Raw genomic sequence first — 16,374 nt, 5'->3', positions numbered from 1 at the left:
GAGACCCGATGTACAAACTTTCTTTAGACATGTATCAGACATTGGCCCTTGCCGTAGTAGTTCTTGTATTCGGCGCCAACCTGAAAAAGCAAATCAAGTTGCTGGAGAAATTCTGCATTCCCTCACCCGTTGTGGGCGGTATCGTATTCGCCTTCATTTCCTGCATTCTATACAAATTAAACGTCTTGGAATTTTCCTTTGACGAGACTCTTAAATCCATCTGTATGATGGTGTTCTTTACCTCGGTAGGATTTAACGCAAACCTTAAAATCTTAAAAAGTGGAGGCATCAACTTGGTATTGCTTCTGGTTTGCGTCTGCGTCTTGATCGTATTCCAGAATTCCCTGGCAGTCGCCTTGGCCAACCTCTTGAACGTCAGCCCGTTGGTAGGACTTTCTGCTGGATCCATTTCCATGGTTGGCGGCCACGGAACAGCGGGCGCATTCGGCCCCGTTCTCGAGGACTTCGGCATGGAAGGGTCAACAACCCTCTGTACCGCAGCAGCCACATTTGGCCTTGTGGCAGGTTCCCTGATGGGCGGCCCCATTGGTAGAAAGTTGATTATCAAGCACGACTTGCTCAAAACAGTCAAATCTCAAAACCAGGCGGAACTGAAAGAGGAACAGAGCAAGTATCGCCGTTCCGCACAGCGCTATTCTACCGCCGCATTCCAGTTGGCAATCGCCATGGGCCTCGGAACATTGGTTTCCACGCTCCTTTCAAAGACCGGCATGACGTTCCCCTCTTACATTGGCGCCATGATCATCGCCGCCATCATGAGAAACATCTGCGAGTACAGCAGCAAGTACGAAGTCCATATGGGTGAAATCCGCGACGTTGGTGGCATTTGCCTTTCCCTGTTCCTGGGAATCGCCATGATTACCCTGAAGCTTTGGCAGTTGGCCTCCCTGGCATTGCCCCTGGTGATTTTGCTCTGCGCCCAGACACTGCTCATGTTCCTGTTCGCCTATTACGTGGTGTTCAACGTCATGGGTCGCGATTACGATGCCGCAGTGCTTTCGGCAGGTGTGTGCGGTTTCGGCATGGGAGCCACCCCCAACGCCATGGCCAATATGCAGGCACTGACACACCGTTACGCCCCCGCCGTGAAGCCCTACCTGCTTGTGCCCATTATCGGCAGCATGTTCGCCGACTTCATCAACAGCCTCTGCATCACCTTCTTCATCAACCAGTTCTAGCTAGTGGTTAGTGGTTAGTGATTAGTGATTAGGAACGTTCTTGACCAGAAAAAACTGTTTACTAACCACTGTCTACTAAACACTTTTTCTAAATTTGCACGCGATGAAAGATAAAGCACGTAAACTCATTGAAAAGTACGAAGAACTGGAATCCGAATTGGGCAATCCCGATGTTTTGGGCGACCAGGCTCGTTACAACAAGATTCACAAGCAATACAAGGGTATTGAAAAGGCCGTAATCAAGGCTCGCGAATACCTGCAGATGCTGAATGACCAGGCAGAATGGAAGACTGCTCTTGGCGATTCTGACCCCGAAATGGTGGCCATGGCCAAATCCGAGCTCTCTACCATCGAAAAGACCATGCCCGGCCTCATTGATGAATTGCAGATTTTGATGGTTCCCAAGGATCCTTGGGACTTCCGTAACGCAACGATTGAAATTCGCGGCGGTACCGGCGGTGACGAATCCGCCCTGTTCGCAGGCGACCTTTTCCGCATGTACCGCGCCTATTGCGAAAAGATGGGCTGGAAGCTGACCATCCAGGACCTCAGCGAAGGTACTGTTGGCGGTTATAAGGAAATCCGTGCCTATATCGAAGGCGATAGCGTTTACGGAACCTTGAAGTTTGAAAGTGGCGTACACCGCGTGCAGCGCGTCCCCGAAACCGAAACTCAGGGCCGTGTGCATACTTCCGCAGCTACCGTGGCAATCCTCCCCGAAGCTGAAGAAGTGGACGTGGAAATCCGCGAAGCAGACATCCACATGGACACCTACCGTTCCAGTGGCGCTGGCGGTCAGTACATCAACAAGACCGACTCCGCCGTCCGCTTGACCCATATTCCCACCGGCGTGGTGGTGAGCTGCCAGACCGAACGTTCCCAGCTCCAGAACCGCTTGCACGCTATGGAAATGCTCCGTTCCCGCATTCTTGACGAAGTCATCGCCAAGAAGGAACGTGAAGAAGCCGCCAGCCGTAAGGCCCTCGTGGGTACCGGCGACCGCTCTGCAAAGATCCGTACCTACAACTATCCCCAGAACCGCGTGACCGACCACCGTATCGGCCTCACCCTGTACAATCTGGATCAGGTAGTGGCAGGCGACCTGCAGGAAGTGATCAACGGCCTCCAGATGGCAAACGCCCAGGAAAAGTTGGGTAAGTTCAACGCCTAATTCGGCGAATTCCAGGGCAGGCACAAGATGGCAAACGCACCCGCAAACCAGGGCCCCATGACGGTGCTCGAAATTCTGAACCGCACCAAGGTCTTCTTCGAAAAGAAGGGCGTTCCCGACGCCTTGCTGGACGCCCAGTACATCATCAGCCATGGGCTGAAGATGAAGAGCCGCATGGACATCTACCTGAACTTCGAAAAGCCGCTGACCCCTTCCGAACTGGATGTTCTCCGTGAGATGGTAGCCCGCCGCGCCAACCGCGAACCTCTGCAGCACATCATCGGCGACACCAGTTTCCGCGGTTTCATTATCAAGTGCGACCGTCGTGCCCTGATTCCCCGCCCCGAAACTGAAAGCCTGGTAGACATGGCCCGCGAACGATTGAAAGGAGTTGAAAACCCCTTCATCGTAGAAATCGGAACCGGCTCCGGCTGCATCTCGATTTCCTGCGCCAAGGAAATCGAAAACGCCAAGGTTCTTGCCTGCGACATTTCTGAAGATGCACTTTCCCTGGCCCGCGAAAACGCCGAAGCCAATGAACTAGCCGCCCCTCAGCTGACTTTCGCCAAGGGAGACCTGCTGAACGCCGCCACCGCAGAAGCTCTGACGGCAGCCGGCCAAGATGCCAATGCCAATATAGATTGTCTCATCGCAAACCTGCCCTACATTCCCGATTCGGAAAAGGGCAAGCTTCAGCCCGAAGTAGACAAGTTCGACCCGGAACTGGCCCTCTACGGCGGACCCGACGGACTCGACCTGGTTCGCAAGCTTCTGCAGCAGACCCAAGGCCGCCTTAATTCTGGCGCCCCCATCCTGCTGGAAATCGGAAGCGAGCAGGCAGAAGTTCTCAAGGACGAAGCCCAGAACTACCCGTGGCTGGAATTTGCAGGAATCCACAAGGATTATAACGACAACATCCGCTTTGTCAGCTACAAGGCAAAATAAATAACGCCTTCAGCAAAAAAAGACAATTGATGCCGCAACATTGTTGCGGCATTTTTCATAGGCCTAAATATTAAAAACAGCCTAACGCACTCAGAACAAAGTTCTCACTTTCGCCCATGCGGTAAAAGGGCAGAAGATCGTCGTCATCGATACATACATCGGCATCCATCAGCTGGAGCTGTTCATCGATGCGACGTTTAAAAGCAACAAATCCCGAATAACGATCGCGATACTCTTCGGATTCCCACATGCTGTTTTCGGGAATCTCGACAATGCGTTTACGACTAACTTTCTTACTTACCTTTTTTTCGTTTTTCATATTCATTCCTTTAAGGCACTCACAGACGTCTAATTCAAAGTGCCTTTACGAGCAGTAAATATAAAAAACAGAGATGTCATATTATGACACCTCGCACCTTTCTAAAAAAATGAGACGTTTCAATCCCGGCGATTAATTCCCTATAACCTCGGCGTTCACCTTTGCGTGTCCTACCTTGTCCAGGCCGATTTTCTTGCCCGCAGCCACGCTCAGATCCAAAATTCTATCACCCACATAGGGGCCACGATCATTCACACGGACAACAACACTTTCGCCGTTATCGATACGAGTCACCTTCAGCACGGTGCCAAAAGGAAATTTTTTGTGCGCGCAGGTTAGATCGTTCTGGTTAAAAATTTCGCCGCTGGCCGTCTTCTTACCATGAAAACCCGGCCCATAGTAACTGGCCTCTCCCGAGATCGTCGTACCAATTTCGGCCTTTTCCTTGGAGGCATAATGTTTACCGGGAAAACGGACATACCCTCTTCGGGCGGCAATACTATCGGAACCGGCACAGCCAACAATAAAGGCAGACGAACAAACAAGCGCCAAAAGCAAACTCAATCTGCCTAAACGCATCCGCCGTTCCTATTCAAAGTCATACATACTATTGTATGTATTCTCGAGGATTTCGTCTTCCTTGCTCTTGACCTCGGCCTTCTTCTCTTCGGGCTTCTGGTTGAGCTGTTCGTAATACTGAGCCGAGAGCTTGTTGATGTGGGCCTCGCTAGTCTGAACACGCTTGCGGAGACGCTTCAAGTCATCATCAGAAATCGTCAGGCGAGAATTCAACTTCCTAGCGGCTTCCTTACCCCAGGGCGTGTCACCATGCTTATCGCGAAGGACCTTGTAAATGGCAAAGACGCTGTCAACGCGTTCCGGGTTCATTCGGAAATAGACGGCCTTCATGTACAGGGCCTGAACACCGGACTGGGTTTCGGGATACTCCTGATAAAGACTGTCAAAGGAATCAAAGGCATGGGCATAAGCAGAATCCACCAGTTCCATCTGATCCAGGGGCATTTCCGATGCGACAGTCCACAAGCTTTCTGCCACCATATATCGATCCCTGGCCAGATCTTCCTGTGTCTTGAGGGTAACACGCATACCGAGGTTTGCCTGGGCCTGCTTTCCATATTCCGTATCCGGATATTTTTCTACGATTTCCTTGTAGATTTCTTCGGCGGCATCCGGGTCATGCAAAAATTCATCGTAGATGAAAGCCTTGGCGTAAGTCGCTTTCAGGACCCTCGCGCTATCCTTGGATTCGTTAATAATGACGTCCAACCTTGCAACAGCGCTATCCGTCTCAGACAGTTTGAAAAGGAACAATTCCGCAATCTGGAATTCCGTTCCGAAGAAATTATCCACATTGGGAATGGAGTCGGCCCGGTCATCGTCATTCTGCTTGCGCATGGCCAGCAAACGTTTTAAAGCATCCCTACGTTCGCGGCTCTTCTGACCCCAATCGCTAATGGTCCTAGAAGTAAAACTGCTATCGTAATAGACAACGGCCTGCTCATAATTCAAGGTTTTGTGCTGTTCGTAATCGCCCAGGTTATAGTAGCTTCTTGCCGCATGCACGGATCTCGGATATTCGGAATTCACCTTCTGGAAAACAATGAACGCATCGGGATAACGCTGAGCCATCATGGTAATTTCGCCAATACGGACCAGATAATCCGGCTGCTTGGTTTCAAATTCAGGTTCCTTGTAGAGTGCCTTATACTCGTCAGCGGCAGGAAGGAACTGTCCAACATTCACCAGACATTCAGCACCCTGTTCTCCGGCGGTCTGACGTTCACGGGAGTTCAGCAGTTTAATCTCTTCGGCCACATAATGTTCACGAGCCTTTTCCCAATTTTCTTTCTTGAAATAAAGACCTGCTAATCTAAAATGGGCCTTGCCACGCATAAAGGGAGTACCCATGGTATCGGCAAGAACTGCTTCTAGAGAGGCGATAGCCTGGTCGGGGAATTCAGCCTGTTCATCAAGAAGCGAAAGAAGGTTCAGCCCCTGGAAGTAATAGGGATGGTCCTTGGAAGCGACAACCGGTTCCAGGGCAAAACGGCTAATATTATATTCATGATTCTTGTAGAGACAGTAGGCACGCTGGTATTCTACCGCCGGCATTGAATCGTAATCAGAGAAATAGCGTTCGTACTCGTCGTACTTGGTAATGGCCTTGTCCCATTCCTGCTTATGTCTAAAAGATTCGCCAATCAGGAAGACAGCCTCTGCGGTACGCTTCTTGTTGTTGGGGAAACGTTCCAGCACGCGGGATCCCTTTTCGATCACCTTGTCATACTTCTGACGTTCTTCGGGACTGGGCCTAGATTCCTCGGCATCGGCAACACTATCCTGGCGGGCAGTGCGCATCTCTCCGGCTTCATCATAAAGACGTTCCGCATTGAACATGTGGTTCAAGTAAGCACAGCAGGTACACCCTTCAAGAAAGAAGGCGAGCAGGGCAAAAGCTATAATCTTAAACTTGAACATATCAGGTCAAAAATACAAAAAAGGCAATGGTACTCAATCGCAAATTCTAGTAGCGGTTCAAATAGGAGGCATAATCACAAAGTTTAAGACCTGGCGGCAGGGCAGACTTGTCAAAACGCACCATACGAACCTCGGCAGGTTTACCAACTACACGGGCCAGCATTTCAAAATTATCCTGCGTTTCCCATACAGCGGCATCCAAGACAAGGCCATCGCCACAATCCGTTTCGCCGGTACTGTTTCCAATACCTGAAATTCGGGAATTCTGCTTCAACAGACGCGTAAACACCTCGGGAGCAACCCCCAGGTGGTTAGAGTTTGAAGAAGAATCCACAACAACCACATGAACCTGTCGGAAATGATTCAGGGAATCAAACACAACCGTATAGGTATGCATATAGGGGGCGATGTAGAAAGATTCCTGCCAAACGTTATTTGCAACCGGGCGGAAATTGGAAATCGAATACTTCTTGAAAAATTCACGGGGAGTCGCGCCATAGCGAACAAGATAATGGCCCAACATTGAAGAGAAGTCATGGGTCGTCGCAGGGCCAGATGTTCCGCGGAGGCTGTCGATAGCACGGTTCAAGTTGGCGGCCAGACCGTCGGTCTTCGAAATGGGAGCAGGACGCGTGATACTTGCTTCCTGGATACGAAGCTGGATTTCAGGATATTCGGGATCGGCTTTCTTGATTTCCTGGAACTGCATACGAGCCAGGTCAAACTGACGACCCTTCAGATAGGCACGGCCAAGAGCCTCCCGCAAAGGCAGGTTTTCGGGATACTTTTCTACCAAGGGCAGCAGAATATCGCAGGCAATCTGGGCTCGATCCTGGGGAGACAGAGCAACACCAGTTCCAGAACCCGGAGGAGATTTTTCACCTAGAGTCGCTGCGGCGGCACGAGCCTCGGCGTAATCCGGCTGGAAGGCAAGAATGCGCTGATAGATTTTTTCGGCAGCATCAAAGTGTCCCTGGTATTCCTTCAGGAATCCCTGAAGCAGAAGAAGTTTAGCATCAACCGGGAACTGGGAAAGGGCATATTCCACAACGGCGGAGCAGCTATCCAGCAAGCCACTGTCGTGGTAAACTTCAGCCAACAGTTCATAGGCTCGGGGGGAATCTCCGTTAGAAAGGCTAATGGCGGTTTTCAGTTCGCCGGCCGCCTGGATGCTGCGGGAATTCTTAAGGAGCAATTCACCAAACCAGAGTCGAGCCTGTGTCAGGGAGGGAGCCTTTTCTGTAGCGGCACGAGCCAGTTCAAGGGAAGCCGATTCGTTACCGGCCATATACACCACTCGGCTTTCCAGGTAGGCAGCCAGACCCGTTCCAGGATAACGCCCCTGCAACTTACCAGTCAACAGGGCAAGACGGTCCTTCTGATTTTCAGTCAGGGCAACCCCATTGGTCGCCATATCAAAGAGGATGTTCACCCCACCCCAGATAGCATTCAGCAAATCAGGGTAGAGAACAACAACGCCATCGTAGATGTCGTAAGCCGAAGAAAGGGCTCCGGCGCGAGAAAGTTCAGCGGCACGACGCAGTTCAGTCTGAACCTGAACAGGCAGCTTTGTTACCGAGGAGTTAAAATCGGGAGCATCGCCCAACAGAACCGTCGAACCGACAGGCAATCCGTAGGGGACGGCCGGAACAGAAACCTTAGACGGGCCGTAGATCTCGTACACGCGAAAGCCCACAAAAGCAAGAAGGGCTCCACAACACAATGTCAAAAAGAGATAGGCAGCCTTGCGGGCAGCATTATTGGAATTGGACATCTGATTCCAAGCCTCGGTTAGAGTTCCAGGAAGTCAGCCAGCTTTTCCTTATGCTCCTTGCTCTTCTGAAGGCGACGGAGCGTCTTGTTCTTGATCTGGCGGACACGTTCACGAGAGAGTTTCAGGTCTTCGCCAATATCCTTCAAGGTCGTATCTTCTACGGTATCGAGACCGTAGAACATGCGAAGAATTTCTTCTTCACGCTGAGGCAGACTAGACAAGGTTTCCTGGATGAGCTTGCGGCGTTCATCCTTTTCCATGTCCTCATCCTGGTTACCATCGGTACCCAGAACATCCATCAGGGTGCTTACAGATTCGCTAGAACTGGAAACAGTGGAACTGTCACCAATGGGAGCATCCAGAGAGATGTCCACAATCTTTTCCATGACTTCGACAATGTCTTTTTCGAAGGGGGAAAATTCTTCCATGGCGATGGTGCGATCGTAGTCGCCATCGTTCTGCATAAGGGCACGCTTGAAGCGGTTTACAAGAGCGAGCTTGTTAGGCGGAATTCGGACCGCGCCCACCTGTTCAAACAAAGCCTTCTGGATTGACTGGCGAATCCACCACACGGCGTAGCTGATGAACTTGACATCCTTGTCCATATCAAAACGCTTAGCCGCCTTGAAAAGGCCCAGATTGCCTTCGTTAATAAGATCGAGCAGAGAAAGACCACGGCCCTGGTACTTACGGGCCACACTGACCACAAAGCGAAGGTTGCCGCGAATCAGGCGCTGCAGAGCGGACTTGCGAATTTCCTCTGTAGCCCCGGTCTTGATAATCGAAAGCAGAGCCGACTCCTCCTGCGGGGTAAGAGTCGGGAAACGATTCAAGTCCCGGAAATATAGTGCTTCGTTTGCATCACTCATAAGATCACCTATCAATCCATTTTTATTCATCGCGGGCAAAAGCCCTTGAAGTTGAACAAATATGTTTTTTTATACGGATTCTGTCAATTTACCCAAGGTCAAATTACGCAATTTGTCGTACGGATAAATTCCCGAATTATGTCCATCGCTAAAAGTAAGGCTAGCCGCATAGCGTCCTACGGACTGTACCTTCAAAAGAGCGATATCAGCAGGGACAGAAGCGTCATCCAGCGTCTTTACACCCGTATGTTCATCCACACACAGGGCGCAGGGGCAGGCACAACGCAAATCACGGGCAGAGCAAGCCCCACGGGTACCATCATTCCATTCCACGCCCAGTTTTCCATCTGCAGTTCTAAAGAATTTTTTCGGTTGCAACATTTAGCACTCCTTAGACCGTCTCTACCGGCAGCTGGTCAAATTCGTAGTTATAGGACTTAAGAGTTCCCTCATCTTCATGGTCAAATACAGAAATCGTACGGACCATGGCATCGGCCACCTGCATAAAGACCTTTGCCGATTCCGAATTAGGGTTACTCAACACGGCAGGAGTTCCCCCATCGCCACAATCGGCAACGGCCGGTTCCAGAGGCACCTTCCCGATCAGGGGGACACCCCACTTCTTAGCGATGGATTCACCACCACCCTGGCGGAAGATGTAGTGAGGCTTATTGCACTGGTCGCAAATAAAGTAACTCATATTTTCTACAACGCCGACCACAGGAACGCCAACATTATCGAACATGGCGATACCCTTGCGGCAGTCAGCCAGGGCCACTTCCTGGGGAGTAGTCACCACGACCGCACCAGACATGGGGCAGTTCTGGGTCAAGGTCAGCTGGATATCGCCTGTTCCCGGAGGAAAGTCCACCAGCAGGTAATCCAACTTACCCCAGCGCACATGGTGAATAAAATGCTGAATCATCTGACTTACCATAGGTCCACGCCAAATGGTAGCCTTATCGGAATCAGCGAACATACACATAGACACAATGCTTACGCCGCCCTTTGCTTCAACAGGGGCGATGGTGTTGTCGTCAAAAACTTCGGGAGCCTTGTCGATACCGAACATAAGACCCATGCTAGGGCCGTAAATGTCAGCATCAAGAATACCCACACGGGCACCGGAAAGGCTCAAGGCCATGGCCAGGTTAGCAGTCACCGTAGACTTACCCACACCACCCTTGCCACTAGCCACGGCCACCACATGGGCCACTTCGCCAATATGGGAATCCTTAGGAGCCTGGGCAGCGGAATTACCGGCAGCGCCACCTTCCTTCGCGGTAAAGGTCACATTCACTTCGCTTGCGCCAAGAGACTTCACGATGGCAATGCACTGATCCTTGAACTGATCACGGATAGGACAAGTGGGAGTTGTCAAGCGAAGATCAAAGCTAACCTTATCGCCTTCAATCTTAAGATTCTGCACGAAATCCAGTTCCACAATATTCTTGTGAAGGTCCGGATCCTGCACGGCGCTAAGCGCCTTCAAAATGGTCTTTTCGTTTAGAGTCATATTAACCTAGCGAGAATTTCGGCATACGCAACAAGTGAGTCATGCAAGGAGGCCATTCTTCTTCGTAATGGCTAACCAAAATAAGAGTGGTTTCTGTGGACAGGAGCTGCAACAGATGGAACAGCTTTTCGCGATATTCACCCTTCAACCCCTGGGAAGGTTCATCTAACAGAAGAACCTCGGGAGGGCGAATTGCGGCACGAGCCATGAGCACCAGACGCTTGTCGATGGGCGACAGGGAACGGATATTCTGGTTCACGTCTTCAAATCCCAGATAAGTCAACCATTCACGAGCTTTCGCCTTTTCTTCCCAAGTGGGATTGGCGGCGCGACAAAGGTTAGGGGTAAAGCCGGTGCAGAGCACCTCCAGGAGCGTCAAATCTTCACGGTACTGCAAGGCCAGTTCAGGAGAGAAAAATCCCAGTTTGGCCTTGTGGTCCCAAATGTTGAGACCATGGCCCGGGCGTTCCCCCAACAGTGTAATGTCATTATTGTAAATCTGGGGATGGTCCGCAGTAAGCATGCCCAGCAACGTACTCTTGCCGGCACCATTCTCGCCCATCACGGCCCAGTGTTCACCCTTGCGAACAGTCCAGTTCAAATTCTTCAGGACATCGGTTTCACCAAAGCGGACATTGATATTTTTCAAGTCGAAGAGAATTTCAGCATCCTCGGACTTGGAGTCTGAAGCTTCGGACCTCAATTCCACGATTTCATAATCTTTCAGTTCTGCCTTGGTATACTTGGGCTTCGCCGCTTCCTTGGGCAATTCACCCTCGTACTGCACAAAAGTCTTGTCGGCATAAACAAAGGCGGGAATTTCCGGGAGCAGTTCGTCTTCTCGAGCAAGACGGACAGCGATTTTCAAGCCGGTGCCGCGACTACGGGCAAGTTCTGCCACACAGCCTGCCAGATGGGCGCGATACTCAGGATCCAGCCCGCCAAACAGATCGTTGAAGTAAATCCACTCCGGATTTTCCATCCACATGCGAGCCAGCAAGACTCGACGCAGTTCCCCGTTAGAAAGGCTCAGAAGCTTTCTATCCAGAATACCTTCTGCAAGGTCCGCAATTTTTAACGCTTCATCAAGTTTTTCGGGATCCGTTTCTGGCCAGGCCATGTCCTCGATATAGCGATCCGTCTGCAAGAAGAACTTCTTGTTCAAAAGCAGATTACGCACCAACAGAGCCTCATCATCATGGAGGCTAATAAAGCGCTGCTGAAAGAACGGGGCAAGAGCCTGTTGAATCTTTCGCTGAATAGTTTCCGACATAGTGGAAACCTTTTCTCGCTGACTCAAAAAATGAGTAATGACCCGGTCAAGATCAGCACCTTCGGTACTAAAAATCTGCACCTGCGGGAACTTCTCTATCAAGGCTTCAAAACGTTTGAATTCCATGAGGCCAAAGATAGTATTTAATGGATAAATCGGCCGAAACGGCTCTAGCAAACACGAAGTGTGACGGCCGTCGCACAAAAACAAGATTAAGCGTGATTTAAATCAGACAGCACCTGATTTTTTATTCCAAGACAAAACATCCGTTTTGCACTTTTTTCTCCTCTATTTTCAAGGCAAGCGTATTTTATTAATTGGGAAATTTTAATTCGCTTTTGCGGAGGTTTTTATGAAAAAGTCAGTAGCATTCGTTGCATGTTCGGCATTCCTGCTGGGAGGCTGTCTTGAAGCAGGTACAGAAGCCGTAACATCAGAAACTGGAGCAACTAGCGAAACTGTTTCTGCAGAAATCTCCGGATCTATTGAAGTATCTGGATCAGCCAGCGTTTCTACCACTGCACCTTCGTTGCGTGCAATGGTTCAGTCCATTTATGGACTGGGCCCCTGCAACACAAGCAACGAGGGAGACGCCACCTACGTCATTGACGAAGAAGCCTACTTCCAGTGCACAGGAGGACTGTGGTCGGAACAGAAGCAAGCAACCTCCGTCGGAAATACATGTACCATTTCCGGAAACGGCAACAACAACGTAGTGTTCTGCGGTAATGCCACCATTGGCACTCTGGTCATTGGAGGAAACAGCGCATTGGACACTTCCGTCGCAGCAATTGTCGGTAAAGACGGCAAGGACGGTGTCGATGGTAAAGACGGTGTCGATGGTAAAGATGGACGTGATGGTATCGACGGCAAGGACGGCGTTGACGGTAAGGATGGAACATCCTGCACTGTTGCAATTCTTGCAGACAACTCCGGCTATAAAATCCTCTGCGGTGGTGATTCCGTCGGAGTCCTGCTCCACGGTCTAAACGGCGTCGATGGTAAGGACGGCCGCGATGGTGTTGACGGCAAGGACGGTATCGATGGCAAGGACGGCCGCGATGGCGTTGACGGCAAGGATGGTATCGATGGCAAGGACGGCCGTGACGGTGTCGATGGCAAGGACGGCCGTGACGGTGTCGATGGCAAGGATGGCCGTGACGGCATCGATGGCAAGGACGGTATCGATGGTAAGGATGGCCGTGACGGTGTCGATGGAAAGGATGGCCGTGACGGTGTCGATGGTAAGGACGGCCGCGATGGCGTTGACGGCAAGGATGGCATCGATGGTAAGGACGGCCGCGATGGCGTTGACGGCAAGGACGGTATCGATGGTAAGGACGGCCGCGATGGCGTTGACGGCAAGGATGGCATTGATGGTAAGGACGGCCGCGACGGTGTCGATGGCAAGGATGGCAAAGACTGCAACTGCTGTGACACTGTCGAAATCACCAAGAAGACTTGGGCCAATCTGAACCCCGACATTGACTACTGTCAGTTCCAGGACACCCGCGATGGACAGTGGTACAAGTGCGTTGTCATCGGCAATCAGACCTGGATGGCTGAAAACCTGAACTACGCCGGTACCGCCAGCAAGAGCTGGTGCTATAAGAACCAGGAAGCCAACTGCGATATCTACGGAAGACTGTATTCATGGGCCGCAGCAGCCGACGTTTCTGAAAGCTACAACAGAAGCAGCGCAAGAATCTCCGAAAAACACCAGGGTGCATGCCCCATTGGCTGGCATCTCCCCACAAATCCCGAATGGGACTCTCTCGCTTACGTCGTCAGCAAGAAGAACAGCTATATCGGCAAGGCTCTCCTTGCAAAGACATACGGCGGCACTGATGATTTAGGCTTCTCCGCCATGCTGGCAGGAAACTGGAAAACCGACCTCATCGACCGTTCCGATTACTTCGACAACGTTGATTGGGTCGCAGACTTCTGGAGCGCTACTGAATCTTCTGACTCTGCAATTCGCAGAAACATCGGCTATTACGACAACACCAGTCTCAATACCGAATACGAAGAAAAGTATGAATGGGGCTACTCCGTTCGCTGCGTCAAGGACTAACCATTCTATCATAGAAACAAAAAACGCTCTGGCAATCATCACAGCCAGAGCGTTTTTTATTAGGCTTTTTTAGACCTTTTCTAGAACTGGGTGAAGAATTCCCAAGTTGTTTCGGGAACCCAGGATTTTGTCGATCCCGGATCCTTATGATCCCAGATGTGCCCGCCATTCTGCGTACACCATTTAACGGGGAAGCGTTCGTCTACGGTCTTGTAATCGTAGCAAACGTGAGGACCGGAACCCTTATATTCTTCAGCCTGTTCGCCACTAGCATCGGTAAAGTTAGGACCATTGTGCTTTAAGGCTGTATTACGGGCTGCACGACCAAGGTCCGGACGGCACAGGTCGTCCTGCAGGCCAAGCACACCCATCCAGGCAATGGACTTGCCGGAATGAGGCGGAACATAGATGTTGATTTCAGCCGTTTCGTAAGCTGCTACACCACGAAGCACATGCTGATGGTCGCGGGAAAGGCCGTTGGTGAACATAGAGCCATAGCTGAAGCCGGCGGAGAACACGCGGGAAGAGTCAATGCAGAGATTTCCCTGAAGATCTGCCAGAAGTTCATCAAACAGAGTGTAGTCATCTTGTGCCCAGGGAGCCTGATTGCCGTTTCCTTCGGGAGCCACAAAGATGGTAGTCTTTTCGGTGTCCAGAGGTTTCATGCCATAGTAGCCTTCTTGCTGGACGCCACCAGCCCAACCACCCATGCAGTGCATACCGAAAACAAGGCGATAAGGTTTGGTATTATCGTAGTTGTCAGGGATATCGATTCTGATGGTACGCTTGCCCTTGCTCCACTGGAATTCATAGCTGCCCGACTTTACGCGGCTCCAGGTTTTGCCACAACCACGAGTAGGCACGGGAGCGTTCCCCTTGGCCCATCCAAAGTCATAAACTTCCTCTGCACCCACGGCCTTTTCCAGGGTCAGATCCAAGTTGGTATCGAGATTCGCGAGAGCTACTTTAAGTGTATCATAACCGTCTGCGGTAACCTGTAGAGTTCCCCCCTCCCCTTCCTTTTTCAGGGTATTTACAGGAGCCACTCCATAAGATGAACCATAGGAACCTCGGGCCGTAAACTTCACACCTTGCAAGGCGTTCCCCATCTTCACTCGGGCATAGTACGTTCCTTCGCTCTTTACAAAGCTACGCATATCAACGGAACCCGAGCCGTTCAATTCCTGATTCACAACTCTAAAACCCATGGCATCAAAAACCTGTACCTGCACAGGAGCCGATGCAGCCTGAGAGTAAGAAAGTATTCCGTTATCGACTCTTACGAAGCCAGGATTCACAACAGGCTTAATCGCCGTAGTATTAATCGGCGTATCGCGAATGGTAAAGGAGCCTACCCCGTCCGAAACAGCAGAATACTCTGTGCCGATCAAAGATAGTTCAGCCCCCTTCACCGCCTTTCCCTTGGCATCATGAACGGAACCTGTCAAAACAAAGGCATTTGCCGAAGATACAGACAGCGCTGTGGCCAAACCCAAAGCCAGAACATTCCAGTTTTTCATCTCATTTTTCCTTTTTTGATAAAAACCACAAGGTAAACTTACCCTTATTTACGATAAATGGCTTATGAACAAAGTGGATTTCCGTGGACGATATATCCATGCACAACCGGCATAGACTTTTCTATTTTAGGGGACAATGAATAAGATCCTGCAAAAAGCGATTCTAGGGGCAGAAAACCCGACAAATAATGATTTCCGCCTGACCCCTGCGGAAGGGCTGGAACTCCTGACAGAAACACCCTGGACACAGGTGGTAGAAGCCGCCAACACGGTACGTCAAAAACGCCTTCCCGGCAACCGTGTGGGCTACACCGCATTCCGCATCGTGAACTACACCAACGTATGCGAAGTGACCTGCAGTTTCTGCAGTTTTTGCAGGCCCTACAAGAGCCCCGAAGCCTATGTATTGACTCTCGACGAAATCCGTCAGAAGACCATCGAGGCCAAGGCCAAGGGCGCCGACCACATCTTTTTGCAGGGCGGAGTCAACAAGGAAATCCCCCTGTCCTATTACACCGACGTACTGAAAATGCTGACCCAGGAAATGGGAGTACGAGTCCGCGGATTTTCGCCCGTAGAACTCAAGCGCATGGCCGAGTTCAACAACATGCCTCTCGAAAGTCTGCTGGACATCCTTAAGGATGCAGGTCTTAGTTCTGTTCCGGGTGCAGGCGCAGAAATTCTCAGCGACCGCATGCGTCAAATGCTCAGCCCCAAGAAACTGCAAGCACAGGAATGGTGCGACGTTCTGGCAGCCTGCCACAAGAAGGGTCTCCCCGGCAGCGCCAATATCGTATTCGGCAGTGTCGAAACCCCCGAAGAGATTATCGAGCACCTGGAGTACGTCCGAAAGACCCAGGACCAGGCAGTCACCGCAAACGTCGCCGGATTTAACAGTTTCGTCGTATGGACTTTCCAACCCCAGACAGACAAGTTCCCCATCCGCCATGTTCGCGGAGACGAATACCTAAAGCTTCTGGCCCTCAGCCGCCTCTACCTGGATAACATCCCCCATATCGAAGTTTCTTTGCTGGGGATGGGACTTTCGCTGGGTGAATTGGGACTGCACGCCGGTGCCGACGACATCAACAGCATTGTCATCGAAGAAAACGTCCTTACCAACCACGGATTGACCAGCATCGAAGCCGCAGAAGACTTTATCCGTAAGGCAGGATTCACTCCTTACCGCCGCAGTCTGAATTTCGACTGATATCT

The 16,374-nt window shown here is 51.0% G+C and carries 14 protein-coding genes; 5 read left to right on the top strand and 9 right to left on the bottom strand.

Translation table 11 applies throughout. The annotated features are described in order from the left end of the window. The first annotated feature begins 29 nt into the window (after positions 1-29). The 3 genes from gltS (at position 30) to prmC (ending at position 3,315) form a co-directional block, all read left to right on the top strand. Entirely contained in the window at positions 30-1,199 is a 1,170-nt protein-coding gene (gltS, locus tag BUB94_RS04220; RefSeq protein WP_083538111.1) for a sodium/glutamate symporter, read from the top strand. A gap of 103 nt (positions 1,200-1,302) precedes the next feature. Then, positions 1,303-2,370 carry a peptide chain release factor 1 gene (prfA, locus tag BUB94_RS04215; protein ID WP_073158814.1) on the top strand — a complete coding sequence of 356 codons (1,068 nt, stop codon included), beginning with the start codon at positions 1,303-1,305 and terminating at the stop codon, positions 2,368-2,370. A 27-nt stretch (positions 2,371-2,397) separates the two neighbouring features. After that, a complete protein-coding gene (gene prmC, locus BUB94_RS04210; RefSeq protein WP_073234479.1) occupies positions 2,398-3,315 on the top strand; it encodes a peptide chain release factor N(5)-glutamine methyltransferase in 918 nt (305 codons plus the stop codon). Between the two features lie 70 nt (positions 3,316-3,385). Here the strand turns inward: prmC and BUB94_RS04205 are convergent, their stop codons facing one another. From BUB94_RS04205 to BUB94_RS04170, 8 genes are all read right to left on the bottom strand, one after another. Next, positions 3,386-3,634, bottom strand: coding sequence for an RNA-binding protein (locus BUB94_RS04205; protein WP_073158810.1), 249 nt, complete (start codon positions 3,632-3,634; stop codon positions 3,386-3,388). Between the two features lie 132 nt (positions 3,635-3,766). Further along, positions 3,767-4,213, bottom strand: coding sequence for a septal ring lytic transglycosylase RlpA family protein (locus tag BUB94_RS04200; protein WP_073234476.1), 447 nt, complete (start codon positions 4,211-4,213; stop codon positions 3,767-3,769). A gap of 9 nt (positions 4,214-4,222) precedes the next feature. After that, positions 4,223-6,133: a tetratricopeptide repeat protein gene (locus BUB94_RS04195; RefSeq protein WP_073158806.1), complete on the bottom strand. Its 1,911-nt coding sequence runs from the start codon at positions 6,131-6,133 to the stop codon at positions 4,223-4,225. Between the two features lie 46 nt (positions 6,134-6,179). Continuing rightward, positions 6,180-7,907, bottom strand: a complete 1,728-nt coding sequence (locus tag BUB94_RS04190; RefSeq protein ID WP_073234473.1) for a tetratricopeptide repeat protein — start codon at positions 7,905-7,907, stop codon at positions 6,180-6,182. A gap of 17 nt (positions 7,908-7,924) precedes the next feature. After that, positions 7,925-8,776, bottom strand: coding sequence for a sigma-70 family RNA polymerase sigma factor (locus BUB94_RS04185; RefSeq protein ID WP_083538097.1), 852 nt, complete (start codon positions 8,774-8,776; stop codon positions 7,925-7,927). A 69-nt stretch (positions 8,777-8,845) separates the two neighbouring features. Next, a complete protein-coding gene (locus tag BUB94_RS04180; RefSeq protein ID WP_073158799.1) occupies positions 8,846-9,157 on the bottom strand; it encodes a DUF971 domain-containing protein in 312 nt (103 codons plus the stop codon). A 10-nt stretch (positions 9,158-9,167) separates the two neighbouring features. After that, a complete protein-coding gene (locus BUB94_RS04175) occupies positions 9,168-10,292 on the bottom strand; it encodes an Mrp/NBP35 family ATP-binding protein (RefSeq protein WP_073158797.1) in 1,125 nt (374 codons plus the stop codon). A 1-nt stretch (position 10,293) separates the two neighbouring features. Continuing rightward, positions 10,294-11,691 (bottom strand): ATP-binding cassette domain-containing protein, encoded by a 1,398-nt coding sequence (locus tag BUB94_RS04170; RefSeq protein WP_073158794.1) that lies wholly within the window; start codon positions 11,689-11,691, stop codon positions 10,294-10,296. Positions 11,692-11,917: 226 nt separating this feature from the next. Here BUB94_RS04170 and BUB94_RS16155 point away from each other — a divergent pair, with 226 nt between their 5' ends. Then, positions 11,918-13,639, top strand: a complete 1,722-nt coding sequence (locus tag BUB94_RS16155) for an FISUMP domain-containing protein (protein WP_083538096.1) — start codon at positions 11,918-11,920, stop codon at positions 13,637-13,639. Positions 13,640-13,719: 80 nt separating this feature from the next. Here BUB94_RS16155 and BUB94_RS04155 read toward each other — a convergent pair whose 3' ends face one another. After that, a complete protein-coding gene (locus BUB94_RS04155) occupies positions 13,720-15,159 on the bottom strand; it encodes an esterase (protein ID WP_073234469.1) in 1,440 nt (479 codons plus the stop codon). Positions 15,160-15,295: 136 nt separating this feature from the next. Between BUB94_RS04155 and BUB94_RS04150 the strand changes: the two genes are divergently transcribed. Next, the gene (locus tag BUB94_RS04150) at positions 15,296-16,369 is read left to right on the top strand and encodes a CofH family radical SAM protein (RefSeq protein ID WP_073234466.1); all 1,074 of its coding nucleotides are present in this window, start codon (positions 15,296-15,298) and stop codon (positions 16,367-16,369) included. Positions 16,370-16,374 lie beyond the last annotated feature (5 nt).

This window comes from Fibrobacter sp. UWH9, assembly GCF_900129715.1.
Taxonomy (GTDB): domain Bacteria; phylum Fibrobacterota; class Fibrobacteria; order Fibrobacterales; family Fibrobacteraceae; genus Fibrobacter.
Note: the sequence above shows the minus strand (reverse complement) of the source record. Positions and strands in the feature narration are given on the sequence as shown.